This is a genomic window from Terrihalobacillus insolitus, from assembly GCF_028416575.1.
Lineage (GTDB): Bacteria > Bacillota > Bacilli > Bacillales > Amphibacillaceae > Terrihalobacillus > Terrihalobacillus insolitus.
This window is the reverse complement of sequence record NZ_JAMQKB010000009.1, coordinates 102,121-125,953: the sequence shown is the minus strand read 5'-3', so window position 1 is coordinate 125,953 and position 23,833 is coordinate 102,121. Positions and strand designations below refer to the sequence as shown.

Sequence of the window (23,833 nt, the reverse complement as noted above, 5' to 3'; positions counted from 1 at the left end):
ACTCAGGGTTTTTACCACTAAAAAAGTCACGATCTCAGACCTGCTTTATCATAGTTAACAGGATTACTTAGAAATAAACGCTATACCCCCACTATATACATTTTCATTCTTCGTGGTGGCTGATAAGTCATGGGGGTTTTGAACAACCTCTAAAAAAAATCTTTGAAAAAACAGGCTAAGATAAATATAATAGATAAAGTAAGCATTTCGTTTGAGTAGGGGGAAATCACGATGGAACTCGGAATTCTATTAGCTGTTTTGGTCGGATTGATACTTTTTAGTGTATATAGATACATGAAACAGAGACGCATTTTAAAAACATTGGACGAAGATACATTTCGCCAAGGTTATCGTAAAGCCCAGTTAATTGACGTGAGAGAGCCAAATGAATTCAAGGGTGGGCACATTCTCGGAGCAAGAAATATTCCACTCTCTCAGATGCGCCAGCGTCTTGTGGAAATCAGAAAGGATCAACCCGTTTACTTGTACTGTCAAAACGGGGCAAGAACGGCTAGAGCTGCCTTACTGCTTCACAAAAAAGGCTACAGCGATTTAAATCAATTAAAAGGCGGCTTCAAAAAATGGGGCGGAAAAATTAAAAAATCATAAGACACGAAAAAAAGAAACCTTTTCTCGTTAAAAAGAAAAGGTTTCTTTCTTTGTTATGGTTCGTATCGTAACACTGGTTTTCTTGCGGCTGTTGCTTCATCCATACGTTTTACAACGGTAGTGTGTGGTGCTTCCTGTACAATTTCAGGGTTTTCTTTTGCCTCATCTGATATCTGAAGCATTGTGTCAATAAAACCGTCTAATGTTTCCTTTGATTCCGTCTCCGTTGGTTCCACCATAAGTGCTTCTTCCACATTTAATGGAAAATAAATCGTCGGTGGGTGATATCCGAAATCCAACAAGCGTTTCGCAATATCAAGTGTTCGAACACCTAATTTCTTTTGACCTTTTCCAGAAAGAACAAATTCATGTTTACAATGCTGTGGGAATGGTAAGCTATATTCGCCCTCAAGCCTTCGCATCATATAATTTGCATTGAGAACTGCGTATTCGCTCACTTTTTTCAGACCTTCCCCACCCATAGTCCGAATGTACGTATATGCTCTAAGGTTAATACCAAAGTTACCATAGTACGGTTTCACTCGGCCAATAGAATCTGGGCGCTCATGATCAAAAAAGTATTGGTTTTCTTCATTTTTGGTCAGCACAGGCTTAGGTAAAAACTTGGCTAGTTCTTTTGATACCCCAACAGGTCCAGAACCTGGTCCACCTCCGCCATGTGGGCCAGTGAATGTTTTATGAAGGTTTAAGTGCACAACATCAAATCCCATATCTCCAGGACGTGTATAGCCCATAATTGCGTTTAAATTTGCCCCATCATAGTAAAGTCTTCCACCAGCCTCATGAACGATTTTTGCCATCTCTAAGATTTCTTCTTCAAATAGACCTAATGTATTCGGATTGGTTAACATAAGTGCGGCTGTGTCATTCCCAACAACTCGCTTTAAATCTTCAAGATCGACTAGTCCTCGTTCGTTCGACTTAACGGTCACAGCTTCAAAACCAGCTACAGTAGCAGAAGCAGGATTTGTTCCGTGAGCGGAATCAGGTACGATTACTTTTGTTCGATTATAGTCATTGTTTGCTTCGTGAAAGGCGCGAATCATCATCAATCCAGTCCATTCCCCGTGAGCACCTGCTGCAGGCTGAAGGGAAACCTCATCCATTCCAGTTATTTCTGCTAGCGATGTTTGTAAATCGTACATCATCTCAAGCGCACCTTGAACCGTATTCTGATCTTGGTATGGATGAATGTGACTGAATCCGTCTAATCGAGCCACATCTTCATTTATTTTCGGATTATATTTCATTGTACAAGAGCCAAGTGGATAAAATCCTTGATCCACTCCATAATTTCTTCTAGAAAGGCCTGTATAATGACGTATAATTTCAAGCTCACTTACCTCAGGTAATGCTGGTTCCGTTTTTCGAATATATTTGTCGTCAAGGACAGCCGTAATATCTGTCTCTGGGACATCTAGTTCAGGTAGACTATAACTGGAGCGACCTGGTTTACTTCGTTCAAAAATTAATGGAAAGTCCTGATTATCCACAAATATCCCTCACTTCTTGCACGAACATATCGATTTCCTCTTTCGTGCGTAGTTCTGTTACTGCGATTAACATCTCACCTTTTCTAGTTGGATCTACTTGTTCTAGATTAAATCCACCAATAAATCCACGCTCAAGCAACTGTTCATTTAGCTCTTTAACGGTTATCGGTACATTTATAACGAATTCATTAAAGAAAGAGCCAGTAAAAGGACTACTAAATCCGTTTGCTTGAAACTGAGCCTTCGCATAACGAGCTTTTTGCATGTTTAACCATGCCATTTTCTTTAAACCTTGCTTACCTAACGAGCTCATTGCTACCGATGAAGCTAAAGCATTTAACGCTTGGTTAGAGCAAATATTAGATGTTGCCTTATCTCTTCGAATATGCTGTTCCCGCGCCTGCAAGGTTAATACAAAACCACGCTTGCCATTTTCGTCTTTCGTTTGTCCAACCAATCTACCAGGAACTTTTCTCATTAACTTTTTCGATGTCGCAAAATAACCACAATGCGGCCCACCGAATTGGGCTGGAATACCAAAAACCTGATTATCACCTACCACAATATCTGCTCCAAATTCACCAGGGGGGGTTAAAAAGCCAAGTGCTAATGGATTAGAAGATACGATCATCATCGTTTTCGGGTGATTTTCTAAGAGTGTTTGGACTTCAGACAAAGGTTCTATTTGCCCAAAAAAATTAGGATATTGAAGAATAACGCTAGCCGTATCGCTGTCAAGTGCTTGTTCTAATTGTTTCATATCTGTAATTCCATCGTGGTGGTCGACTTCTACAATTTCAATATGTTGTCCTTTTGTATACGTACGAATAACCTCAATCGACTCAGGATGGACTGCTTTCGAAACAATCACTTTTTTTCGTTTTGTTTGAGCCGCACTTAAGTTTGCTGCTTCCGCTAGTGCAGTTGCCCCATCATACATAGAGGAATTTGCCACATCCATACCAGTTAGTTCACAAATCATCGTTTGAAACTCAAAAATAGCTTGTAGCTCTCCTTGGGAAATTTCTGGCTGATATGGTGTATAGGCTGTATAAAATTCTGACCTAGAAATAATATGATCCACAATAGATGGAATGTAATGATCATAAACGCCTGCTCCTAAAAAAGATGGATGTGACTTTATATTTACATTTTTATTTGCGAGAGCTTTCATTTCCTTTAACAATTCTGCTTCACTTGTTGGTTCTTTTAATTGAAGCTCCCTTTTTAACCGAACTTGCTTAGGAATATCTGAAAACAATTCCTCTGTGGATGGAACCCCAATCGTTTCTAACATTTCTTTTTTATCTGCTGTGGTCATTGGCAAATAACGAAATTCCATTTGCTCTCCCCCTTCATTTATGAACGTTTATAAAATGGTGTCGATACGATCTTTGCTTTTACGCGCTTTTTTCTAATCTGTACAAAAAGTTCTGTTCCAATTGTCGTGTAGTCAGACGAAACAAGAGCAAGGCCGATATTTTTACCCAATGTTGGGGATTGTGTTCCAGAAGTAACGACTCCGATCACTTCGTCAGCAACAAGCACTTCATACCCGTGTCTCGGTATCCCTTTTTCGATCATCTCGATACCGACTAATTTACGCTTTGGTCCTTCTTCCTTCTGCTTTTTTAACACTTCTTTTCCGATGAAATCAGCTTGCTTATTCGTTTTTACGGCAAACGATAGACCCGCTTCTATTGGCGTAATATCAGCAGTCAATTCCTGTCCATACAATGCTAGGTTTGCTTCAAATCTTAAAGTATCTCTAGCACCTAAACCAACTGGTACAAGTCCATCGGCTTCGCCTACATCCAAAAGCGTATTCCATAGTTTTCTTCCATCATCCGCTGAAATATATATTTCAAAGCCGTCTTCTCCCGTGTAACCCGTTCTAGCAACGATCGCTTCATTCTGAATACCAGTAAATGTCACAGAAGATGCAAGTCGGAAAAACGTAATGGATGCTAAATCATAGGATGTTATTTTTTGAAGAATTTTTTCCGCCTTTGGTCCCTGTAGAGCTAGTTGGACAAAATCCTCCGATCGATCAGAAATTTCCACTCCATCTATTTGATGCGCTATTAGCCAATCAAAATCCTTTTGTGTATTAGCAGCATTCACAACCAGCATATATTTGTTTTCAGCTAACATATAAACGATTAGATCATCCACTGTACCACCATTCTCATAGCACATCATGGTGTATTGTGCCCGATTCGGTGTCAGTTTTGCTACATCATTCGTCAGCATGATTTGCAGAAATTCCAAACTGTTCAATCCTTCAACCATTATTTCCCCCATGTGGGAGACATCAAACAGTCCAGCGGCTGTTCTGGTTGCATTATGTTCCTCTTTAATTCCTGTAAATTGAACAGGAAGTGCCCAACCACCAAAATCAACTATTTTTCCCCCTAGCTTCTTGTACTCTGGGAATAATGGCGTTTGCTTTAGTTCTTTCATACATTCAGCTCCTTTTCATTTTTTTTAAGCACATCACTTATGGGGTCTTTAAAGCATAAAGAAAGACAGAGATCCCACTAATTCATAGTGGGATCTCTGTCCTTTTCACCAGAAAGTTTCACACGGTATTGGAATACTGTCTGCCGTGCTTGCATCTTAGGTGGTCTACGAAGGTTCGTAAACGCTCTCCAGAGGTTGCGTCCTACAAGGGTCTTTTTGCCTGAGAGATTCGCAACTGTCATGCTTGCTCCTTCGGCGCTACCATAGGTAGTCTCTCCCCTTATACTCATTCGCTGTTGTTATTTTTTTATAAAATGGGCATACTAGATTTCACGTATGTTCACGAAGATTTATCGACAAAATTTAAATTCAAAAACATTATATCACAGCCTTTCTTCTCTGTGGGAAAGATAATGAATTATTCTTTTAAAAAGTGCGTGTTCTAAAAGTTTTTAGACAATAGGAGGGGCGAAAAATGAACATAGAGATAAAAAAAGACCAAACTTTTATCGATGAACTAGAATCCCGTATCGAACAAGCTGGTGAATTCTGCTCTTGGGATATTTTTAACATGTCCTATCATTCTTCCAAAGCGACACTGACATCCGAATTCAAAGGATTAACAGCACCAAAACACCTTCCACATATGGAGTTTCTTCCCCATCAACTTGATTGTGCCCAACAAGTTGTCGAAGAAATGAACGGAAGGGGAATTCTAGCGGATGAAGTAGGTTTAGGTAAAACGATTGAAGCGGGACTTGTTTTAAAAGAATACATGATACGTGGTTTAGTTAAAAAAGCTTTAATACTTGTTCCTGCTTCCTTAGTAAATCAATGGGTAACCGAACTGAATCAAAAATTTTATATACCTGCTGCATCTCAACGAAAAAAATATGCTTGGGAACAATACGACATCATTGTTACCTCGATAGATACAGCAAAAAGGCCTCAACATCGAGAAATCATCCAGGAAATAAACTATGATTTTATTTTAATCGACGAAGCCCACAAATTAAAAAACAGTAAAACGAAAAATTACGAATTTGTTCGATCATTAAAAAAGAAATATTGTTTATTACTTACTGCAACTCCAGTGCAGAATCGATTAAGTGACATTTTTAATTTGGTTTCCATCTTAAAGCCTGGTCATCTAGGAAATTATGAAGACTTTACGAACAGGTTTGGGCGTGATCGAAAAAGATTATTTAACGACGATTATTTGAAACAGCTCATTCAAAAGGTTATGGTTCGAAACCGCAGAGGAGACACAGGTGTTGACTGGACGAAACGTCACGTCGAAACGGTATGGGTTGATTTTTCCGACGAAGAGCAACAGGCATACGATCAATTAACTACTATTACTAGAAATGCGGAAAAGGGTTCTAGTTTTTCTGCAATTACATTAACCCGTGAGCTTTGTTCTTCACGCGAGGCCTGTTATTTGTCTATCCAAAAAATGATAAATAAAGGGTTAATCGGTGCACAACAGGAAGAATACGAATCCCTAATCCAACAAATCGGTCAGCTTCCACACCATGCAAAGGCACAAAAAATGGTGCAATTAATTCAACAAAAACCCAATCAAAAGTTTATTGTTTTTACTGAATATCGGGCGTCGCAGCTCTATCTTCAATGGCTATTACAACAGCACGGGATCTCATCTGTACCATTTCGAGGAGGTTTTAAAAGGAGCAAAAAGGATTGGATGCGTCAACTTTTTCAAAATCATGCCCAAGTACTAATCGCGACAGAAGCTGGTGGCGAAGGGATTAACCTTCAATTCTGCAACAACATGATCAATTATGATCTACCTTGGAATCCAATGCGGTTGGAACAACGGATAGGCAGGATCCACCGGTTTGGACAACAAGAGGATGTTCATATTTATAACCTCGCGATTCGGAATACAATGGAAGAACATGTGTTAACACTACTATATGAAAAGATACAGTTATTTGAAAAAGTAGTCGGAAATCTTGATTCCATATTAGCTGAGTTAAATATTAAAGACATGGAAAAAGAAATGAATAGAATATTTTCGGAATCAGAAACAGACGGAGAAGCTAAAATTAAGTTGGACAATTTATCATCCGTTATCTCGTTCACTCAGGAACGTTTAATAGAGGAGGAATTAAATGGAACTCGAGAATCTTCATGATTTTCTTGTAAATTATTTTGTTACGAACCAATGTGAGATTATTGAAAATGAAAATGGGCGAATGAAAGTGCAGCTTACAGACAAAATGGATGAAGCGTTAATGAATCGCCCATTTTATTGGCAATATGTGAAAAAACTTGGCTATCCTGGTGAACCGATGCAAGTCACCTTTATTACGAATCCTGATCGAAAGGATGAGGAGGGAGAATGGGTACACTTTGGAAGCCCTCGCCTACATCAAATATTTAAAACATTAACGACCCAAGGGAAATACACGAAACAATTTGAAAGAGTTTCAACCAATCAAAAAACAGCTTTAGTCCCATGGCTTGTCACGAACATTAAAATTAGCTATAAAGGAAAGCAAAAAAAAAATGAAATGCTATCCGTTGGCCTTCATTTAATTAATGGGACGATGGTTACAGGAATGATGGATTCATTACATTCTCGCTCCTTTCAATCGTCCATTTCTGATTTTTGTTATACGATTACACCTATTATTCGATTAAAAAGTGGGTATCAGCGAATTGTCCAGCAAATTGAGAAATGGATTTTGCAGCAGGAACATACTTGGGCAAAGGAATCAATTGAACGTATGGAGGAGGAAAAAGTACTGTTAAAACATTTTTATGAAAATGGACAAGAACTAGATGAAGAAGAAAAAGAATCTACGAAAGCCATTATGGAACAAGAACTTAAAGATATAGAGGATCGATTTAAACCCGAAATTGCACTAGATGTGGTGAATGGGGGCATATTCTATCTGTCACAAGCATCCTCCATGAAAATGATTACCTAAAAAATGTTATGCATCCAAAAAAAGTAGCAGGAAATAAGTTAGAATCTTTTCCCGCTACTTTTTCTTCTTTACCAAAAGCTTGAAAGCAAATGGTAATAATCCAAACCATTTACTAGAAAATGACGATTGTTTTTTTTTGCTTTTTTTACGTTTTCTTCGCTCATCCTGTGGAAGCTCCATATATTTCACGATCTCTTGTGTCATGAATTTCACATAATCATTTCCAGACATCATCTCACCCCACTATACCCGTTTATAGGATTTAGGATGTCCAATTAATCAATTTTTATAAGAGCAATTATTTCCTTTGCAATGGATTCCGGTGTTTTACCATTCGTTGTAACGGTAAAATCAGAAACTTCCTCATACAAAGGTTGTCTTTCCTTATACAATGCACACTTTTGATCCATTTCATTGTTCCACAACGGTCTATCTGTATCACTTGCTAGCCGCTTAACTGTTTCTTCCCAAGATGTGTGCAAATGAACTACGGTTCCATGTTTTCTCAACCAAACTCTATTCTGCTCCGACTTCACTATTCCGCCTCCAGTAGCAATGATGGCATCTTCTTTAGGCAGATTAAAAAGGATATCCGATTCATATGTACGAAACACCTTTTCCCCTTCCATTTGAAAAATAGCGGGTATTTTTTTCTTATGTTTTTCTTCTATAGCAACATCGGTATCAATAACAGGACACGACAACTTCTCTCCCAATACTGCAGAAACAATTGTTTTCCCACTTCCCATAAACCCAACTAATATGATGGACTCCACCTTATATCTCCTCCATAAATCTTTTCTATATTTTTTTAAAAAAAATGAACCTCTTAGCAGGAATTCGTCATTATTTGTCGAATAGTATATCATCAAACACTAAGGAGGTGAACATTTATTGAATGTAACTGCTTCTCTTTCCAAACAAATTCTTTCCACGGCCATTCACGAAAATGCTTCAGACATTCACTATTCTCCTACCGAAAAGCAAACAGACATTTATTTTCGCGTAAATGGAAGGCGAATATTCCATTCTTCGGTGCCCACTTATACTTATAATACATTACTTTCGTATTATAAATTCACTTCTGGAATGGACATTGGTGAAATAAGAAAGCCGCAAAATGGTACCCTTTCTTTTCAGCATTTGAACCAACATTTTTCCCTGCGTTTATCTACCTTACCAGTTAACTCCACCGAAAGTCTTGCCATTCGATTGTTACCCCAAAATGAAAAGTCTGAATTAAATCAACTCTTTTTATTTCCTAATCAACTACAGCGTTTAAAACAGTCTATTTCTCGTCGCTCTGGCATAATTCTTTTCACTGGTCCAACCGGTAGCGGAAAAACAACAACCCTGTATGCATTACTGGAAGATTTGTTAAAAGAAAATGCGTATCAAACAATCACACTTGAAGATCCGATTGAAAAAAAACTATCCGATATTTTACAAGTACAAGTAAATGAAAAAGCAGGAATCAGTTATGATGTCGGATTAAAGGCTGCACTTCGTCATGATCCAGATATCCTGATGGTCGGAGAAATACGGGACAAAGAAACGGCACATTTTGCCTTTCGTGCTGCACACACAGGACATTTGGTACTTTCAACATTGCACGCAAAAAATGCTTATGGAACCATTCTAAGACTACTAGAAATGGGTGTGAAAAAAGTAGACCTAGAGCAGAATTTATTATTTGTGGCAGCAATTGAGTTATTACCCATTTATGTTAAAAACATGGACAAACGTGCTGCGATTTTAGAAATTTTGGAAGATGAACTGCTAATTAGTGCGATTAACGGAATTACCCCAAATGGAAATAGCGTTGGATTTCAGTCCTTCCAAACATTAAGGAGGAAGGCATATGCCTTTGGCTTTACAAATCAAGCAAGTTTTGACGAAGCCCATTAACAAGCGAAAACTTACACTTGAAGAACAATATACGTTTCTACATCGATTACATCGGTTGATTCAAAATGGTTACTCCTTATTAGAATCACTTGAAATGATTAGCTGGGATACAAAAATGGCGGAGCATGCGTGGATCATTTACCATGACCTGAAGACTGGAGCTCCTATTGACAAATGCTTTGAAAAAGTGCATTTCTCGGATAAAATTGTCGCCTATTTTATATTCGCTCGAATAAACGGTGACCTCGAAAAAACGTTGGAAAGATGTTGTCTCATGCTGCAACAGCAAATGGATCACATGAAAAAATTCCAGCAAACGTCTCGTTATCCTTTTATTCTCTTTTGTTTTTTTGTCCTCTTGATCACTTTTGTCAAGACAATGGTATATCCAGCATTCATCCAGTTATTCGAGTCCTCCCTTCAATCTAGTGCGGTTACAGAGCTGTCTCTCTTCCTCATTAACCTATTACTAGGTGGACTAATTGGATTAGGTAGCATTTCTTTTTTTGCCCTATTTGTCTGGCGGTTTTTAAAATCTCGCTTACACCCATCCGTCCAAATAAATATCTATCGAAAAATACCGATTTTCAAGAAGTATAAATCTATCCAGCTCACGTTTATGTTTTGTACCCACTTTGGCTCGTTACTAAAAACAGGCATGCCTATAAAGGATGCACTACAATTCCTAAAAGAACAGCATCGATTACCCATCCTATCTTACTATGCTTCTCAAATGACATACGAACTAGAAAGAGGCTTCCACCTATCCTCCCTTTTATCTTCGTTTGCCCTATTTGAAAAAGAGCTAACAACGATCTTCCAGCGTAATGCTAATGTACAGCTTTTAGAAAAAGACTTAACGATGTATAGCGAACTTTTAACGGAGCGTTTACAGGCAAGCACCAAAAAAGTAATTGGATTGATTCAGCCACTATTTTTCATCCTTTTAGCTGGCATTATTATTTTTGTTTACTTGTCCATTATGCTCCCCATGTATAATTTAATCCAAACTGTTTAGAAAAGAGGAAAACGTATGTTGAAAAACGAAAAAGGTTTTACTTTAATCGAGATGCTCATCGTTTTGATGATCATTTCCATCCTACTAATTCTCATTATTCCAAACCTTGCTGAGAAAAATACAAGCGTACAAAACACAGGCTGTGATGCCCTAGTCCAAATGGCAAACGGACAAGTTCAAGCATATCAAATGGATAACGGTAGTCTCCCAATTGATATGAACGCACTCGTAACTGAAAATTATTTATCGAAAACAACGTGTGAAAACGGTAAAACTCTCACGCTTACCACTGATGGAAAAGTGATTGCCCAGTAAACAGAATGAATGAAAAGGGATTTACACTTTTAGAAGTTGTCGTCGTATTAGGGATAACAGTTATGTTACTTTTTATTGGTATTAAAATCCCGCTGAGTGTCATCGATCATCAAACAACGAAGCAATTTTTCGAAAGATTTCAAAGTGACATGTTACGCATGCAACAAGAAACGACCTTAACTAGTGAATACATACGTATGACCATTTATCCCGATCGTCATACGTATGAAATAAGGAAGGGTGGAACTGGGAAGCTCATGATAAAACGAGAAATACCTGAAGGGTGGGAGATTAATTTACGTACTTTATCTCAACCATTATCTTTCCTGCGAAATGGAAACATCCAAAACCCAGGTACATTTAGTATCACAACAAATGACAGCACATTTCTCATTACGTTCCCTTTTGGGAAAGCGAGGAGTTATATTGTTAAACAATAAAGGATTTTCATATGCCGAGGTCATCGTATCATTTGCTATCTGGGTTACGATCATGATGACATTCATCCCAATTGCATCCCAATTAAAATTAGAACAGCAAATGTTTAGGGAGCAACGGTTTATTCAATCTACACTACATGATGCAATGCAACAAATGCTTTTAGACAGAAGTGAACCTTTTCCACTTACCTACACGGAAACAATTCTGAAGAAAAATGTATCGTTCACTTTTAACATAGAAAAGTCTTTAATAAAAGGATGTGCAACGTGGGAAAATGCCAAGAAAAAAGAAAAATCATTTTGTCTTAATGGCTATTAATCAGCAGGGGATGACCTTTGCTACTTTATTATTTAGCTTGGGGGTTCTTTCCATTATGATTCCGTTCTTCCCATTCCTATTTCAAATACAAAACCAGCCTACCTATTCCGACGAGTTCGCCATTCGTCAATTCTTTCAATTCATCATGAATGAAACATATTCTACAAAAAGCCTTACTGCATCTCCAACAAAGCTAACCTTTGAAAAGTGGGACGGAACATTCGTTGAATTTGAAGAATATGGAGACATAATCAGAAGGCAAGTATCTGACACAGGCCATGAAATATTGCTAAGAGATGTCCGATCCATCTCTTTTACAGAATCCTCAGCTGGAATAACAGTAAGTGTTACCACATTAACAGGAGCGTTTTATGAAAAAAAGATACGATTTGTTCCATAACCAGAATGGATTTTTGTTTCCTTATGTCCTGTTTGTGATGATCCTTATATTGATCTTCGTGTCTTCTAACGTAGCCATATATAAAAACACCGTTATGTATTCAGACTTTTATAAGGAACAGCTAAAAATAGACACGTTAGTTCAAATGAGTACCGCCAAATTTAAAGAGGAAATTGTAAGTACATTACCATCATCGGAAGGAGATCGTTTGTACACCTTCCCAGATGGAACTGTACAGATCTATTATCAAATGCAACAAGAAAAGATAATAGCATCTTTTAGTGCGGTAACCGACGAAAATGCTTCCTTTATCACGACACAAACCTTTTCCTCTCCATAAAATGTATGTTCTTAAGTGGTATGAAAAGAAGAAGGAATCAGGATAAAATTTCTAACCTGAAAAATCACCTCATTCATGTATACTTTGACGCGAAAAGATCCATGCTATTGGATGTAATAAACATTGGGCTATAGCCAAGCGGTAAGGCAGCGGATTTTGATTCCGTCATTCGCTGGTTCGAATCCAGCTAGCCCAGTACATGGATAATCTTTTTAAGTCCTCTGTCCAATGATTTGCGCGTATTGTAAATGTTTTCTTAAGGTGGGTTGCACCAAAAACAGAAAAAAGTAACAAAGAAAGAGCAAGATTCATTTACAATAGGAAATGACTCGTTTATAATAACGATGATAAGTTACCTTTGAAAAGGAGGGGGAAACATGGATCGGATGTTTCGTGTGCTTGCTTTTTGGACAGGAATTTTCACCGTCATGTTTTTAATTGGTGATATGCCAAAAGTGTCGGTTCTATTTTTAGCCCAAACCGTTTTTTTCTTAACCGTAAGCTACTTAAATCTTTCTGAGCGCATGTATATGTACTTATTTGGTGCGTATTGCACCGTCTTCTTCATCGGCTTTACCTACTATTCAAATTTCATCTTAGTTCCAGGATTTGAATAAGTTTAGAAAGACTTAACCGAAGTTAAGTCTTTCTTTTTTGTTTTAATATTAAATAGTACATATCATGCCACTTGCAACGCAGAATTTCAGAAAAAGGGATTATCTTTTTTCTCTTCGCCTATGGTCGTATTAGGTCCATGACCAGGATAAATGGTAAAGTCATCGCTTAAAGTGAACAGCTCATTTCGAATACTGCTGATTAGTTGTTCCGTGTTCCCTCCTGGTAGATCCGTTCTGCCTATACCGCGTTGAAACAAAGCATCTCCACTTATGACTGCCTTTTCTTTTGGAAAGACAAACGAGACACTCCCTGGCGAATGCCCTGGTGTGTGACGAATTTCCAAAGAAAAAGTGCCAATTTGAAATGGGCCGATGGGTAGAAAGTGATCTGGATCATTTGCTCGTATTTCTTTTGTTGAAAAGAGACCCGATCCATTTTTCATCGGATCAGCCAACCAGTCTGATTCCTGCTCGTTTATGTACACTGGAATGTGAAACTGATCCTTAAGTGCGTCTACAGCACCGATGTGATCAAAGTGTGCATGTGTTAACAAAATGGCAATCGGTTTTAGTGCAAGCTGTTCCATATGGGAAACAATCACTTCGCTGTCACCACCTGGATCGATCATTATAGATTGCTCACCATCATCTAAAAGATAACAATTTGTGCCTAATGGACCAAGTGACATGCTAAAAATACGCATCTTCATCTTCCTTTCAAACTTTGTTTAGAAAAAGCATACCAACACCTCGACAAACCAGCTTTTTTGATTTAAAATGTATGAGGAGAAATGATCTACTACATATTAAATAGTAATATAAGAGTTGGCAATATTTCAATCAATATTAGCTATAACTTAAGGGGGTCAACAATAATGGTATTAGCAGTTATGCTATTAGTGGTTGCTATTTTATGTGCTGCTGCTGTAATAAGAGAATTCAAGACAAGAAATTTCTTTGCTGTTGCCTTTGCTGGAGTGTCAGCGCTCGTATTTGGCTGGTTCTCCATTATGACACTAATTGAACCGTTAATAAGTCAAGCACAGTGAAGCGAACTCGTTTCAGCAAGCTGAAACATCGGGGAATCCCCACCTACGCTTCGCTTAGAGGTGGGTCTAAAAGGCCTAAAACCATTTAAAGATTAAAATTTGACAAAAAAGAAAGACCTTTGAAAGGGTCTTTCTTTTTTGTACCTACTTATTTATTTTCAAAATTATAGAATCTGAACAAGTCACCATAGATAATTTCATCTGAATAACTTAATTCTTTTTCAACTTGTTTCTTAATTGGCCCACAGACATTCGAAGGTTTCTCTTGAGTTGATACATCACTTTGACTTTCTAACGCCTCTCCAGTTTGTCTGTCATAGCACGTTCCACTAGAATAAACGTAATCATCACTAACAAACTCGCCGTTTCTAAATGCAACAAAGTCTTCTTTTTGCTTGCCTAGTAAGTCTATACCAAAGCCTAAATTATTCTGTGGTTGAATTCCTAACAAATTAAGCAATGTTGGTTTCACATCAATTTGTCCAGCAATATCCGAAATAACTTTTCCTCCATCGTACCCTGGAATGTTAATAATAAATGGGACACGCTGTAGCTGGGTTTGTTCATATGGTGTTATTTCTTTACCAAGATACTGACTCATAGCTTGATTATGATTTTCACTAATTCCAAAGTGGTCTCCCATAATCACAATGATCGAATCCTCATACAGCCCCGAAGCCTTCAACTGATCAAAAAACTGCTTAATAGCTTCATCCGTGTAGCGAATAGTTTGGAAATAATTATTTAGTGTGTTTGAGTTTGAATCATAACGCTCTATTGTTGCATCCTCTTCGTCTAACTCAAACGGAAAATGATTTGTCAATGTTATGAACTTCGTATAAAAAGGCTGTTCCATCGACTGTAAATATTTCATTGATTGTTCGAATAGCGGTTTATCCTTTAAGCCCCATCCAATCGAGTTTTCTTCGGTAACTTCAAATGCTTCTTCTCCATAAAAATAATCATATCCTAAATTCTTATACATAATGTCTCGATTCCAGAAGCTTTTATTGTTCGCATGTAATACAGACGAGTAATATCCATAATCACCTAATATTTCAGGCATTGCATTGTACTCATTTTGGGCATTTGTAAAAAACACTGCTCCACTTGGGAGTGGATAAAGTGAATTTTCTACTAAAAACTCTGAGTCTGAAGTCCTTCCTTGAGCCACTTGGTTATAAAAATTTTCAAAATACAAACTACTATCCTCTTTAATCAATTCATTTAAAAATGGTGTAACTTCTTCCCCATATAACTCGTTGTTAATGACAAAGCTTTGAAATGATTCGACTGAAATAAATATGACGTTTTTCCCTTTTGCAATACCGAACAAATCCGATTGTTCATTACTTTTTACATTTTCATTGATATAGTCTTTTATTTCTGTTAATTCGTTCCCGTCCGCAAACACACGCTTCGTTTGTGCTTTTGAATTCAGAACTGCATCATATATATGATAATTAAATAAACCTATATTTTTAACTAAATATTCTCTGTCAAATGACCTCTGAAACAATTGTGGACGTTCGATCTCCGCCAAAACAAAGTTACCTGCTAATAGTGCAATCGCAAATGCAGTCGCAGCAATCTTGCCTTTTCTTAGGTGTTGAACCGACAACGTTTGTACATGTTTTTTACTTAAATACCATATAATTACTACATCCGTAAATAACAGTACGTCAGTCCATTTGATCAAAGTTAAAATACTGGATCCCAAATCTGCTGCATTACTTCCTTGAAACAAGACAGGAATGGTAATGAAGTCATTGAAATTGCGATAAAAAACTAAATTAAAGAAAAGAATAAGTGTACCGATCAGTGCACCATACCGAATAAACTTCATTTGTCTTCTTTCCTTAAACCAAACACTTAATGTAAAAAACAAAATTGCAGAAACAATGGCATTAATAAACAAGATAAACTCTTGCATTGTATTGTCAAGAGATATATTAAACATAAAACGATACATAATATATGTTTTAAGTCCAAATAATAATGCTGCTATTTGATATAATGGCAATGTAAATCGTTTTTGAAACATCGGTCATTTCCTCCTCACAACAAATTCCCATTGTATGAATCATCTGCTTAAAAACTCTTCACTTTATATTTTCGCAGACGACTCCTTATTTACGTCCTTCCATAAATGATTAGACGAATAAGATAACATAAAAGTTTCAACTTTTGTAAAAAAAATTAACAAAAATTTTTATTGATAATGTTTTTTAGTATGATTATTCGGTTACCTTTTAAAAGGTTCCCCCATTTTCATTGCCTGTTTTACGATATAAGCACCACCAAAGACACCAGCATCATTGCCGAGTTGGGCTATAACAAATTCACACTCTTTACTAATTCTTGGCAATGCGTGCTTATCAAATGCTTTTCTTAATGGCTTAAGCAAACTTTCACCCGCTTTTGAAACGCCACCACCGATCACGATTTTCGATGGATTAATGGCAATTGCAAGATTTGAAATCGCTAATCCAAGTGTGTTTGTAATATCTTCAACAATTTGATTCGCTAGTTGATCTCCTTTTTCTGCCATCGCAAAGACGTCTTTTGCTGAAATATCCCCCTCTTTACGATCATGTACTGTCAACATACTATGTTTGTTTTGTTTCATACCTTCCTTTGCCTTACGTACAATGCCTGTTGCCGATGCGATTGTCTCTAAACACCCTTTTCTTCCACAATTACATCGTATACCGCTTGGATCTACGGTCATATGCCCAATCTCACCAGCGGTACCATTCACACCCTTCAGTATTTTTCCATTCGCGATGATTCCACCACCTACTCCAGTTCCGAGGGTAACGGCAATGAGGTAATCCGATTTCCTTCCTGCACCCTTCCAATTCTCACCTAGTGCTGCAATATTTGCATCATTATCAACATAAGTGGGTAGACCTGATATTGTCTCCATTTCGTTTCTTAAGTCAAAATTCTTCCAGCCAATATTTACTGCTTCAGAAATGATTCCTGTAATCGGATGAACAAAACCGGGTGCACCTACGCCAATTCCCGCTACATCTTGTTTTGATATATTGTTCTGATCCATGTTTTCTACAATAGATGCCCATATTTCTAATGGAACATGGGCACCCTTTTCCATTTTGTTCGTAGGTATTTCCCATTTATCCATCATGCTCCCGTTATTATCAACAAATGCCATTTTAACGGAAGTGCCACCTATATCTATCCCAATATAATAAGGTTTTTTCATCTATTATAAACCTTCTTTCTCTCTTAACATCGTTGCTTCCTGTCTTAGAAGTAGAATCGCCATTTGATAATCCTCCGTTGTTATACATTGGGATGTATAGAGCTCCTTTAGCTCCGTTTCCATTAATTCTAAATCGGCAAGTCGATCACCAATATAAATAATTGCGCCAAATTTTTTCAATAATTGTTGTACATCATAAACTGATTTCATAGTTATCACCATAGTGTATTATACCAATCCATGTAGAGAAATAAAACAAAAAAGATCCAGTCCTGATTAACGGTCTGGATCTTCTGGATCTAAAAATACTGGTCTTTGATTGTTTAATGGTACGGGTCTCCTAACAAAAACGGCAATAAATGATTTAAATGAAAATGGCATAAACGGCCACAAATATGCTGTTCCAAAAGATTGTGTTTTCATCAATAATAGTATCCATAACGTAATACCAGCTACGTATCCCTCTACTCCAAAAATAGCTGTCACGATAAGTAATGCAATCCGTGAGATCCGATTAGCCAGACTTAGTTCATAGCTTGGCGTCGCAAAGGTACCGATTGCTGCAATTGATAAATATAACACTACTTCATTCGTGAAAAGTCCAACTTCAATCGCGACTTGACCAATTAAAACAGCCGCGACAAGTCCGAGTGCAGTTGCCAAGGAACTTGGTGTATGAATCGCAGCCATTCTTAGCATGTCGATTCCTATCTCAGCTATTAGAAACATCGCCAATAAGGGTATCGTACCAGTTTCCTTAGGTCCAATAAATTGAAGCCCGTCTGGTACAAGTCCTTGATTAACAGAAAACAAATAATATAAAGGTAAAATAAAAATGGATGTTAACACGGCGATATATCGGACAATGCGCAAGTATGCACCGACGAGCGGTTTTTGCCTATATTCTTCTGCATGCTGAAGATGGTGCCAGTAGGTTGCTGGTGTAATCATGACACTAGGTGATCCATCAATCATAATTAATACATGACCTTCAAAAACGTGAGCAGCTGCTGTATCTGGTCTTTCCGTGTACCGAACCGTTGGATATGGATTCCAGTGACGTCCACCTAAAAATTCTTCTACCGTTTTTTCGGCCATTGGTAAACCATCTGTGTCTATTTGTTTTAACGTATGCTTTAAATGATTTACTTTTTCCGTATCTGCAACATCTTCTAAATAGCATAGTACGATGTCTGTCTTTGACCTTCTTCCAACACTTAAATATTCCATTCGAAGGGATCGATCACGAATACGGCGTCGTGTTAGTGCTGTGTTAAAGACGATCGTTTCAACATATCCATCTCTAGACCCTCGCGTCACCCGTTCTAGATCAGGTTCTTCTGGTCCACGTGCAGGATAGGTTCGTGCATCGATCATGATGATTTTATCCATGCCTTCCACAAGTAATGCAGCAGCACCTGCTAATACAGTATCAGTTGCTGCATTCATGTCTTCCACCTGATCTAGTTCCACATATGGAATATACGTTTTCATTAAACGCTCTAATGGGTTTGGATCTAAATGTGCAGGTTCCAACTTCGCTAAAAATTTCATTAATAAATGCAGGATGTCATCTTTTATAAACCCGTCAATCATAAATAATGCCATTTTCTTTCCTGCATATTCGAGATCCATCTGTATAACATCGAAACTTTTGTCAACTGCGAGTCGATCACGCATGTAAGCAACGTTACTACTATAGTTGTTCGTCAACTTCTTTTTATCTGTTTCCATTCTCTCACCCTATTACATGTTGTTACCTGTTAGTTTGTACGAAAAAAAACGAAGCATACACGAATTGTTCTACTCCATCTCATATTCAATAAGGTACAAGCATATATAAAGTAGAGATTCAATTTTTATATTTTGCGTAAAAGAGGTTGTTTCAAAAGTAACTTCAACGGGGGAATTCATATGAACAAATGGATATTAACGGTGATTGGCCTACTATCTTTATTCGTCATTAGCTTTTTATTTATGGATAACGAGCAATCAGTAATCAAATACTTTCCATTGGATGAAGAAAAAAAATTCACAAAAATGTCCAGCTCTCTTCAACTTTTATCCCAAACGGATCAGGATGAATATGATGTGTCATGGACAGTAACATCCGAAATGGAGGAATCCATATATCTACGACAGGATGTTTCCCTTTTATTTGTTGATGGACAACTTCAGGGTATCTTGAGCAAATGGAAAGAAAACGGCCAAAATTTAACCCAGAAATTATCCATACATGGCGAGGACAGTAGCCATTTTCAAATCGTGTCTTTTCATCATGGGGAGATTCATTATCCAGATGATGAAATAAAAAGTATTCAAGGGATGACTCAGGATGAACTATATGTCATTGATTCCCCATATTCAGCTTTAGAATCTTTTGAACAACCAACAGATGCGAATCAAAAAGATTGGAAAAAAACACTTGATCGTGCAACGAATCAACAACTTTCCTTTCAATGGGAGCAGTTGTTAAACTATTTTAATATACCCGATAAAAAGTATACTATTGTTCCTCTCACAAAACTCACTCAATTTGAAACAAAACCAATTCCTGGTTTAAATCAAGAGCAGACAGAGCAAGTGATTGGTCAGCTTTGGGAAGGTTTATACAAAAATTATGTTCTTGAAATAAGTTCAAATATGAATGAAAATCAGCCAATCAAAAGCTATATACCACTTATTTTGTTCGATAAAGAAGCAAAACATTTACTTGTCCTATATCAGGATCAGAACGGTAACAAAAAACAGCTGATTCAATATTATCCATTTTCCTCCAATTGATTGTAGAGGGTTTTAAAATCTTCGTTATCTGGTTGCAGATTATACGCTTTTTCAGCTGCATCTCGCGCTTGGGACAAGTTACTTTTTTCAAAATACAGTAAAGCAAGATTGTACTGCGCTTCTGCGAATTCAGGTTTGAGCTGAACTGTCTGTTCCAGGTCAGAAATTGCAGACTCCTGTTTATTTAACTTTATAAAAGCAAATGAGCGATAAAATAAAAATTCGGCTTTAAAGGATTCAGAGTTCTCCACTTGTTCATTGATCACATCGATTGTTTGCTTATAATCTCCATCCTTAATCAGTTGCTGTACGACTTGCAGCTGGAGCTCTGGGCTTGTTTGAGTAGTACCATAAACAATAAGACTAGAAGCTGCAGCAACATAAACGAGCAACATTACCAACTGTATGCTTCGTTTCTTTTTCTTTGGTAAAAACACAATAGAAGCTGCAATGAAACCACCTATTAAGCCGCCGATGTGCGCACTATTGTCGATTTGCGGCAATGAAAGCCCGAGTACAATATTCAATCCGATAATAAATAACAGATTCTTCCCCATCGTTTGAAAAAACACTTTCTTGTACAGAACACCAAAAAACAATAAGGCTCCAAATAATCCAAACAACGCACCAGAAGCCCCTGCCGCTAATTGTGGACTCAAAGCAAAACTAGCAAGACCACCTATAATACCTGCTAAAAAATAGATGATAAAGAATCGAGCACTTCCATAAATGCGTTCTACAGCGTTTCCTAAATAAAATAGAGCCAACATATTCATAGCTATGTGGAGATAACCAATGTGCAGAAACATGGAAGATACAATTCTCCACCATTCCCCTTCTAAAATAGCTGGATTATACTTGGCACCAAATTTTATTAAGGTAGCTGTGGACATACTCCCACCATTTATTTCTAACAAAATAAAAACTGCTACATTAACGAGTAAGAAAAGATATGTAAAAATTGGTTTTCCATTTTCGAACAGAGATTGAATTTCTCTCGTTCTTTTATTGTGAATTTCAATTAATTTTTCCTTTAGGTGTGCGGTTTCCTTCGTTATTTCTACTTCAGACGTTGGATAAATTGGTTCCTGATACGGAATAGTTAAATCTTGGTATAACCGTTTCAGCTCGGAGCGATATGCATTACCAGAAAAATATACTTGGATTTGAATGGACTTCATGTCTTTTACTTTTATTGGATCACTTAATGTATTCGAGCCATTCACAGGAGGAAATGCTGATATGTAGACGGAATGAAATGTGATCGATTTTCCAGTTAACGTTTTCTTTAATCGTTTAATCTCCTGCTGCACTTGTTCTAGGTCTTGTATCATTTGATTATTCCAATCAAAGCCCTTTTGGGACAGTCGAACAACGTGGGATGTATTGGCTACTTTTTTCTCTAGCCAAAGTTCTTTACTAGCACGCCCAATACGAATAATGTCGAATTTGTGATGCACTACAAGATCATATGCTACATAATAATATAAAAATTCCTCTTCCAATGTCATGTATTCTCCTCCCCCTTCACCATTTTACCATGAACATAAAACAATTCATCTCTAAAACATGTGTTAGACAAAAATACAAATTTCCCATAAATAATGGCAATGTGTTTTCTTTGCCTATACTTAATTCCGCTAAAGTGTAAAAAAATGGGATGCCACTATACCCTTATCGATGCATAGTAACAACCCGTTCTTTTAAACTTATTTTTATTTTTCAAGTAAAAATGGATTGTTTATGTCGTGGATCGTCCCATAATCATAGGTAACAATCTCTTTCTAATAAACGGCATATTCATGGATATTGTAACAATCAATTTACGTAACACGCTTACAGCCAAAAGTGTGTTCATAATTTTGTAGCGAGCTTGAAAAATAATCGTACCTCCAACAAGAAGTGAACCTATTGCTAAAAGTAATCGCAAAATTACCATCCTTTCTGTTACTAAGAATACGCACTTGTAGTTCTATTTTTCATCATCAGGAACAGTAATATACTCACAATTTTTATAAATTCTCTAGCTAGGATTTGCAGTTTCCCTTCTTTTGTCATACCGATTAAAACAAGAGACCCATGTTGGTTATGAGATGATCTACTGGAATATCGTATTGATCAGTAGGTACTTTTTCAATGAGCTGGTTTGTACTTGCTAACGAAACGGTCTCGTTAGGGTAGTTCTTAAGATATCGATCATAGTAACCTCCACCATATCCAATACGAAAACCATGGCTGTCAAATAAAAGTCCAGGTACGATTAAAAGGTCAATATCCTGACAATTTATCTCTATCGTTTGGCTGACAATGGGTTCTAATAAGTCCATATACACCCGTTCAAGTTGATCCATGGAAGTAATTTGATAAAAAACCAGCCTTTTATCTTCTGGAAAACACTTTGGTACAGAAACAGTTTTGTTTTGTTCCCAAGCCTTTTTCACAATCGGAATAGTGTTCCATTCATGTCTACGAGAAATCGTGATTCCGATAGAAGAAGCATTTTTCCAGTAGCTAGTGGCAAACAAATCATGATAGAACCATTTTTCTATTGTTTCTTTATCGTTGTTTTTCAAAGTATGTACATATTTTTTAGCATTATCCCTTAATGAATGTTTATCCATGCGAATCCCTCCTTAACGTATAAAACCTCCACCAAAACTGGCAGAGGTTCCCTTGTTGATCTTATTTAGTCTCACGGTGCAAGGTATGCTTTTTTAGACGTGGACTATATTTTTTAAGTTCCAAGCGCTCAGGATGCTTACGCTTGTTTTTTGTTGTAATATAATTGCGATCACCAGTTTCGGTACATGCAAGTGTAATGTTTACACGCATCATTATCCCTCCAAACCATAAATACTTCTCAAATTTTCATATACTATGCTATATCAGACTTATTTATATTACCAAACTCAGCTTCTCTTTTCAAGCTATTCCGACAGTTTTTTCGATTAACACGATTAAATCGGGATAAAGTATTTTCTGCCAAACACATGTATGGTATAACTAATTATGTAGTTATAAATTGGGGGGGATTAGATGGTCTATACAATTGTAACGTTAGGATTTGTTTCCGTTATCCTTTTTGTCTTGTCATTTTTCATGAGTGATCGGTTTAAAGATATCGAAAAACAATTGGAACAGTTTTCCATTTCAACGATGCAAGATTCGTATCAACTAAAGAAAAAGATAAAAATTTTGGAAGAAGAACTATTATCAGATGATATTGGAAATGATTTGCCTTACCAACAGGAAGCAAGTACCACACAACAGCCACCAATGTTAAGAAAAGTCACTAAATTATACCAGAGTGGCGTACCGATAAGGGAAATCGCAAAAGAAACAGGACTTAGTGAATATGATATTCATTCCATTGTGAAACAATTTGTTTAAAAAGGAGCGAACGAATGAAACAGACGGTACGAGCATTTGCATTAGGATTGTTATCCGCAACAATTTTACTTTCCATCCCTTTTTTGTTGGATTACCGGAGCAAAGAAACTACCAAAAACAATTACCCTTCAACAGAACAAATGATATTAGCTTTAGAAGAAGATGGTTACAACGTGAGCAAGCTCTCTTCTGAAGTGGTGGATGAGGAGACTTCAGAAAAAGAAAATGATGAAATGGACAATTCTGGAGAAAAAGTAGAAATTTCGTATACATTAACAATAGAACCTGGTATGACTACTAATGCTATAGTTAACGAACTGTTTGATGCTAACGTCATTGATGATGAACAAGCATTTCTTACTTTTTTGGCAGAAAATGAGTATGGAACAAAAATTCAACCAGGCGAATTTTACTTCAACCGGGAAATGACGTATGAGGAAATAGCGATCGTGATAACAAAAAGTGACTCGTGAAAATAGGA

29 protein-coding genes, 1 tRNA gene and 1 riboswitch are annotated in these 23,833 nt (G+C 37.1%); of the genes, 16 read left to right on the top strand and 14 right to left on the bottom strand.

The genetic code is table 11. The features are described from left to right. Window positions 1-231: 231 nt before the first annotated feature. A complete protein-coding gene (locus NC797_RS10825) occupies window positions 232-609 on the top strand; it encodes a rhodanese-like domain-containing protein (protein ID WP_272436801.1) in 378 nt (125 codons plus the stop codon). Window positions 610-662: 53 nt separating this feature from the next. On the opposite strand, the gene gcvPB is transcribed toward NC797_RS10825, so the two are convergent. From gcvPB to gcvT, 3 genes are read right to left on the bottom strand one after another with little or no spacing between them, the layout of a single operon-like run. Continuing rightward, window positions 663-2,123 (bottom strand): aminomethyl-transferring glycine dehydrogenase subunit GcvPB, encoded by a 1,461-nt coding sequence (gcvPB, locus tag NC797_RS10820; RefSeq protein WP_272436800.1) that lies wholly within the window; start codon window positions 2,121-2,123, stop codon window positions 663-665. Beyond that, a complete protein-coding gene (gcvPA, locus tag NC797_RS10815; RefSeq protein WP_272436799.1) occupies window positions 2,116-3,465 on the bottom strand; it encodes an aminomethyl-transferring glycine dehydrogenase subunit GcvPA in 1,350 nt (449 codons plus the stop codon). The genes gcvPB and gcvPA overlap by 8 nt, the downstream gene beginning before the upstream one ends. Before the next feature lie 17 nt (window positions 3,466-3,482). Continuing rightward, on the bottom strand, window positions 3,483-4,586 hold the full coding sequence (gcvT, locus tag NC797_RS10810) for a glycine cleavage system aminomethyltransferase GcvT (RefSeq protein ID WP_272436798.1): 1,104 nt from the start codon (window positions 4,584-4,586) through the stop codon (window positions 3,483-3,485). Window positions 4,587-4,784: 198 nt separating this feature from the next. Beyond that, a riboswitch (glycine riboswitch) is annotated at window positions 4,785-4,876 on the bottom strand. Window positions 4,877-5,061: 185 nt separating this feature from the next. Between gcvT and NC797_RS10805 the strand changes: the two genes are divergently transcribed. Then, window positions 5,062-6,744 (top strand): DEAD/DEAH box helicase, encoded by a 1,683-nt coding sequence (locus tag NC797_RS10805; RefSeq protein WP_272436797.1) that lies wholly within the window; start codon window positions 5,062-5,064, stop codon window positions 6,742-6,744. Continuing rightward, a complete protein-coding gene (locus tag NC797_RS10800) occupies window positions 6,722-7,543 on the top strand; it encodes a YqhG family protein (RefSeq protein ID WP_272436796.1) in 822 nt (273 codons plus the stop codon). Before NC797_RS10805 ends, NC797_RS10800 begins: the two co-directional genes overlap by 23 nt. 54 nt (window positions 7,544-7,597) lie before the next feature. On the opposite strand, the gene NC797_RS10795 is transcribed toward NC797_RS10800, so the two are convergent. Beyond that, on the bottom strand, window positions 7,598-7,774 hold the full coding sequence (locus tag NC797_RS10795; RefSeq protein WP_272436795.1) for a YqzE family protein: 177 nt from the start codon (window positions 7,772-7,774) through the stop codon (window positions 7,598-7,600). A 44-nt stretch (window positions 7,775-7,818) separates the two neighbouring features. After that, window positions 7,819-8,319 (bottom strand): shikimate kinase, encoded by a 501-nt coding sequence (locus NC797_RS10790; protein ID WP_272436794.1) that lies wholly within the window; start codon window positions 8,317-8,319, stop codon window positions 7,819-7,821. A gap of 118 nt (window positions 8,320-8,437) precedes the next feature. On the opposite strand from NC797_RS10790, the gene comGA reads away from it, so the two are divergent. The 9 genes from comGA (at window position 8,438) to NC797_RS10745 (ending at window position 12,900) form a co-directional block, all read left to right on the top strand. Next, on the top strand, window positions 8,438-9,451 hold the full coding sequence (comGA, locus tag NC797_RS10785; protein WP_272436793.1) for a competence type IV pilus ATPase ComGA: 1,014 nt from the start codon (window positions 8,438-8,440) through the stop codon (window positions 9,449-9,451). Beyond that, complete coding sequence (gene comGB, locus NC797_RS10780; protein ID WP_272436792.1) at window positions 9,405-10,469, top strand: competence type IV pilus assembly protein ComGB; 1,065 nt, start codon at window positions 9,405-9,407, stop codon at window positions 10,467-10,469. Before comGA ends, comGB begins: the two co-directional genes overlap by 47 nt. 15 nt (window positions 10,470-10,484) lie before the next feature. Further along, window positions 10,485-10,784 (top strand): competence type IV pilus major pilin ComGC, encoded by a 300-nt coding sequence (comGC, locus tag NC797_RS10775; protein WP_272436791.1) that lies wholly within the window; start codon window positions 10,485-10,487, stop codon window positions 10,782-10,784. Between the two features lie 5 nt (window positions 10,785-10,789). After that, window positions 10,790-11,224 carry a competence type IV pilus minor pilin ComGD gene (gene comGD, locus NC797_RS10770; protein WP_272436790.1) on the top strand — a complete coding sequence of 145 codons (435 nt, stop codon included), beginning with the start codon at window positions 10,790-10,792 and terminating at the stop codon, window positions 11,222-11,224. Then, complete coding sequence (locus tag NC797_RS10765) at window positions 11,211-11,543, top strand: type II secretion system protein (RefSeq protein WP_272436789.1); 333 nt, start codon at window positions 11,211-11,213, stop codon at window positions 11,541-11,543. Before comGD ends, NC797_RS10765 begins: the two co-directional genes overlap by 14 nt. Then, the gene (locus NC797_RS10760) at window positions 11,500-11,943 is read left to right on the top strand and encodes a ComGF family competence protein (RefSeq protein ID WP_272436788.1); all 444 of its coding nucleotides are present in this window, start codon (window positions 11,500-11,502) and stop codon (window positions 11,941-11,943) included. The genes NC797_RS10765 and NC797_RS10760 overlap by 44 nt, the downstream gene beginning before the upstream one ends. Beyond that, window positions 11,915-12,283, top strand: coding sequence for a hypothetical protein (locus tag NC797_RS10755; RefSeq protein ID WP_272436787.1), 369 nt, complete (start codon window positions 11,915-11,917; stop codon window positions 12,281-12,283). Before NC797_RS10760 ends, NC797_RS10755 begins: the two co-directional genes overlap by 29 nt. A 124-nt stretch (window positions 12,284-12,407) precedes the next feature. After that, window positions 12,408-12,479: transfer RNA gene (locus NC797_RS10750), tRNA-Gln, on the top strand. 181 nt (window positions 12,480-12,660) lie between these two features. Then, complete coding sequence (locus NC797_RS10745) at window positions 12,661-12,900, top strand: DUF2626 domain-containing protein (protein ID WP_272436786.1); 240 nt, start codon at window positions 12,661-12,663, stop codon at window positions 12,898-12,900. 86 nt (window positions 12,901-12,986) lie between these two features. Here the strand turns inward: NC797_RS10745 and NC797_RS10740 are convergent, their stop codons facing one another. Further along, the gene (locus NC797_RS10740) at window positions 12,987-13,604 is read right to left on the bottom strand and encodes an MBL fold metallo-hydrolase (protein WP_272436785.1); all 618 of its coding nucleotides are present in this window, start codon (window positions 13,602-13,604) and stop codon (window positions 12,987-12,989) included. 171 nt (window positions 13,605-13,775) lie between these two features. Here NC797_RS10740 and NC797_RS10735 point away from each other — a divergent pair, with 171 nt between their 5' ends. Next, complete coding sequence (locus tag NC797_RS10735; RefSeq protein WP_272436784.1) at window positions 13,776-13,949, top strand: DUF2759 domain-containing protein; 174 nt, start codon at window positions 13,776-13,778, stop codon at window positions 13,947-13,949. A gap of 148 nt (window positions 13,950-14,097) precedes the next feature. On the opposite strand, the gene NC797_RS10730 is transcribed toward NC797_RS10735, so the two are convergent. From NC797_RS10730 to NC797_RS10715, 4 genes are all read right to left on the bottom strand, one after another. After that, window positions 14,098-15,993, bottom strand: coding sequence for an LTA synthase family protein (locus NC797_RS10730; protein WP_272436783.1), 1,896 nt, complete (start codon window positions 15,991-15,993; stop codon window positions 14,098-14,100). 201 nt (window positions 15,994-16,194) lie between these two features. After that, a complete protein-coding gene (locus NC797_RS10725; RefSeq protein WP_272436782.1) occupies window positions 16,195-17,178 on the bottom strand; it encodes an ROK family glucokinase in 984 nt (327 codons plus the stop codon). Between the two features lie 3 nt (window positions 17,179-17,181). Next, the gene (locus NC797_RS10720; RefSeq protein ID WP_272436781.1) at window positions 17,182-17,388 is read right to left on the bottom strand and encodes a YqgQ family protein; all 207 of its coding nucleotides are present in this window, start codon (window positions 17,386-17,388) and stop codon (window positions 17,182-17,184) included. 66 nt (window positions 17,389-17,454) lie between these two features. Continuing rightward, window positions 17,455-18,912, bottom strand: a complete 1,458-nt coding sequence (locus NC797_RS10715) for a spore germination protein (RefSeq protein WP_272436780.1) — start codon at window positions 18,910-18,912, stop codon at window positions 17,455-17,457. A 180-nt stretch (window positions 18,913-19,092) separates the two neighbouring features. On the opposite strand from NC797_RS10715, the gene NC797_RS10710 reads away from it, so the two are divergent. Next, window positions 19,093-19,962 carry a hypothetical protein gene (locus NC797_RS10710; protein ID WP_272436779.1) on the top strand — a complete coding sequence of 290 codons (870 nt, stop codon included), beginning with the start codon at window positions 19,093-19,095 and terminating at the stop codon, window positions 19,960-19,962. Here the strand turns inward: NC797_RS10710 and NC797_RS10705 are convergent. From NC797_RS10705 to rpmG, 4 genes are all read right to left on the bottom strand, one after another. Beyond that, window positions 19,941-21,473, bottom strand: coding sequence for a rhomboid family intramembrane serine protease (locus NC797_RS10705; RefSeq protein WP_272436778.1), 1,533 nt, complete (start codon window positions 21,471-21,473; stop codon window positions 19,941-19,943). The genes NC797_RS10710 and NC797_RS10705 overlap by 22 nt on opposite strands. Window positions 21,474-21,703: 230 nt before the next feature. After that, the gene (locus NC797_RS10700; protein ID WP_272436777.1) at window positions 21,704-21,892 is read right to left on the bottom strand and encodes a hypothetical protein; all 189 of its coding nucleotides are present in this window, start codon (window positions 21,890-21,892) and stop codon (window positions 21,704-21,706) included. A 133-nt stretch (window positions 21,893-22,025) separates the two neighbouring features. Next, complete coding sequence (locus NC797_RS10695) at window positions 22,026-22,583, bottom strand: 5-formyltetrahydrofolate cyclo-ligase (RefSeq protein WP_272436776.1); 558 nt, start codon at window positions 22,581-22,583, stop codon at window positions 22,026-22,028. A gap of 61 nt (window positions 22,584-22,644) precedes the next feature. After that, window positions 22,645-22,794 carry a 50S ribosomal protein L33 gene (gene rpmG / locus NC797_RS10690; RefSeq protein ID WP_079708498.1) on the bottom strand — a complete coding sequence of 50 codons (150 nt, stop codon included), beginning with the start codon at window positions 22,792-22,794 and terminating at the stop codon, window positions 22,645-22,647. A gap of 204 nt (window positions 22,795-22,998) precedes the next feature. Here rpmG and NC797_RS10685 point away from each other — a divergent pair, with 204 nt between their 5' ends. Together NC797_RS10685 and NC797_RS10680 are read left to right on the top strand one after the other, a co-directional pair. Next, entirely contained in the window at window positions 22,999-23,352 is a 354-nt protein-coding gene (locus tag NC797_RS10685; RefSeq protein WP_272436775.1) for a hypothetical protein, read from the top strand. 14 nt (window positions 23,353-23,366) lie between these two features. Further along, window positions 23,367-23,825 carry a hypothetical protein gene (locus NC797_RS10680; protein ID WP_272436774.1) on the top strand — a complete coding sequence of 153 codons (459 nt, stop codon included), beginning with the start codon at window positions 23,367-23,369 and terminating at the stop codon, window positions 23,823-23,825. The last annotated feature ends 8 nt before the right edge of the window (window positions 23,826-23,833 follow it).

Excerpts from the sequence above, each read along its gene's own strand:
- NC797_RS10760 (WP_272436788.1), top strand. The coding sequence starts at position 11,500 with ATGCCAAGAAAAAAGAAAAATCATTTTGTCTTAATGGCTATTAATCAG.
- NC797_RS10800 (WP_272436796.1), top strand. The coding sequence starts at position 6,722 with ATGGAACTCGAGAATCTTCATGATTTTCTTGTAAATTATTTTGTTACG.
- NC797_RS10695 (WP_272436776.1), bottom strand. The coding sequence starts at position 22,583 with ATGGATAAACATTCATTAAGGGATAATGCTAAAAAATATGTACATACT.
- NC797_RS10680 (WP_272436774.1), top strand. The coding sequence starts at position 23,367 with ATGAAACAGACGGTACGAGCATTTGCATTAGGATTGTTATCCGCAACA.
- NC797_RS10715 (WP_272436780.1), bottom strand. The coding sequence starts at position 18,912 with ATGGAAACAGATAAAAAGAAGTTGACGAACAACTATAGTAGTAACGTT.
- NC797_RS10755 (WP_272436787.1), top strand. The coding sequence starts at position 11,915 with ATGAAAAAAAGATACGATTTGTTCCATAACCAGAATGGATTTTTGTTT.
- comGC (WP_272436791.1), top strand. The coding sequence starts at position 10,485 with ATGTTGAAAAACGAAAAAGGTTTTACTTTAATCGAGATGCTCATCGTT.
- NC797_RS10720 (WP_272436781.1), bottom strand. The coding sequence starts at position 17,388 with ATGAAATCAGTTTATGATGTACAACAATTATTGAAAAAATTTGGCGCA.
- NC797_RS10825 (WP_272436801.1), top strand. The coding sequence starts at position 232 with ATGGAACTCGGAATTCTATTAGCTGTTTTGGTCGGATTGATACTTTTT.
- gcvT (WP_272436798.1), bottom strand. The coding sequence starts at position 4,586 with ATGAAAGAACTAAAGCAAACGCCATTATTCCCAGAGTACAAGAAGCTA.
- NC797_RS10705 (WP_272436778.1), bottom strand. The coding sequence starts at position 21,473 with ATGACATTGGAAGAGGAATTTTTATATTATTATGTAGCATATGATCTT.
- NC797_RS10740 (WP_272436785.1), bottom strand. The coding sequence starts at position 13,604 with ATGCGTATTTTTAGCATGTCACTTGGTCCATTAGGCACAAATTGTTAT.
- NC797_RS10730 (WP_272436783.1), bottom strand. The coding sequence starts at position 15,993 with ATGTTTCAAAAACGATTTACATTGCCATTATATCAAATAGCAGCATTA.
- NC797_RS10735 (WP_272436784.1), top strand. The coding sequence starts at position 13,776 with ATGGTATTAGCAGTTATGCTATTAGTGGTTGCTATTTTATGTGCTGCT.
- rpmG (WP_079708498.1), bottom strand. The coding sequence starts at position 22,794 with ATGCGTGTAAACATTACACTTGCATGTACCGAAACTGGTGATCGCAAT.
- NC797_RS10805 (WP_272436797.1), top strand. The coding sequence starts at position 5,062 with ATGAACATAGAGATAAAAAAAGACCAAACTTTTATCGATGAACTAGAA.
- gcvPA (WP_272436799.1), bottom strand. The coding sequence starts at position 3,465 with ATGGAATTTCGTTATTTGCCAATGACCACAGCAGATAAAAAAGAAATG.
- comGD (WP_272436790.1), top strand. The coding sequence starts at position 10,790 with ATGAATGAAAAGGGATTTACACTTTTAGAAGTTGTCGTCGTATTAGGG.
- NC797_RS10725 (WP_272436782.1), bottom strand. The coding sequence starts at position 17,178 with ATGAAAAAACCTTATTATATTGGGATAGATATAGGTGGCACTTCCGTT.
- NC797_RS10745 (WP_272436786.1), top strand. The coding sequence starts at position 12,661 with ATGGATCGGATGTTTCGTGTGCTTGCTTTTTGGACAGGAATTTTCACC.
- comGB (WP_272436792.1), top strand. The coding sequence starts at position 9,405 with ATGCCTTTGGCTTTACAAATCAAGCAAGTTTTGACGAAGCCCATTAAC.
- NC797_RS10685 (WP_272436775.1), top strand. The coding sequence starts at position 22,999 with ATGGTCTATACAATTGTAACGTTAGGATTTGTTTCCGTTATCCTTTTT.
- NC797_RS10795 (WP_272436795.1), bottom strand. The coding sequence starts at position 7,774 with ATGTCTGGAAATGATTATGTGAAATTCATGACACAAGAGATCGTGAAA.
- NC797_RS10710 (WP_272436779.1), top strand. The coding sequence starts at position 19,093 with ATGAACAAATGGATATTAACGGTGATTGGCCTACTATCTTTATTCGTC.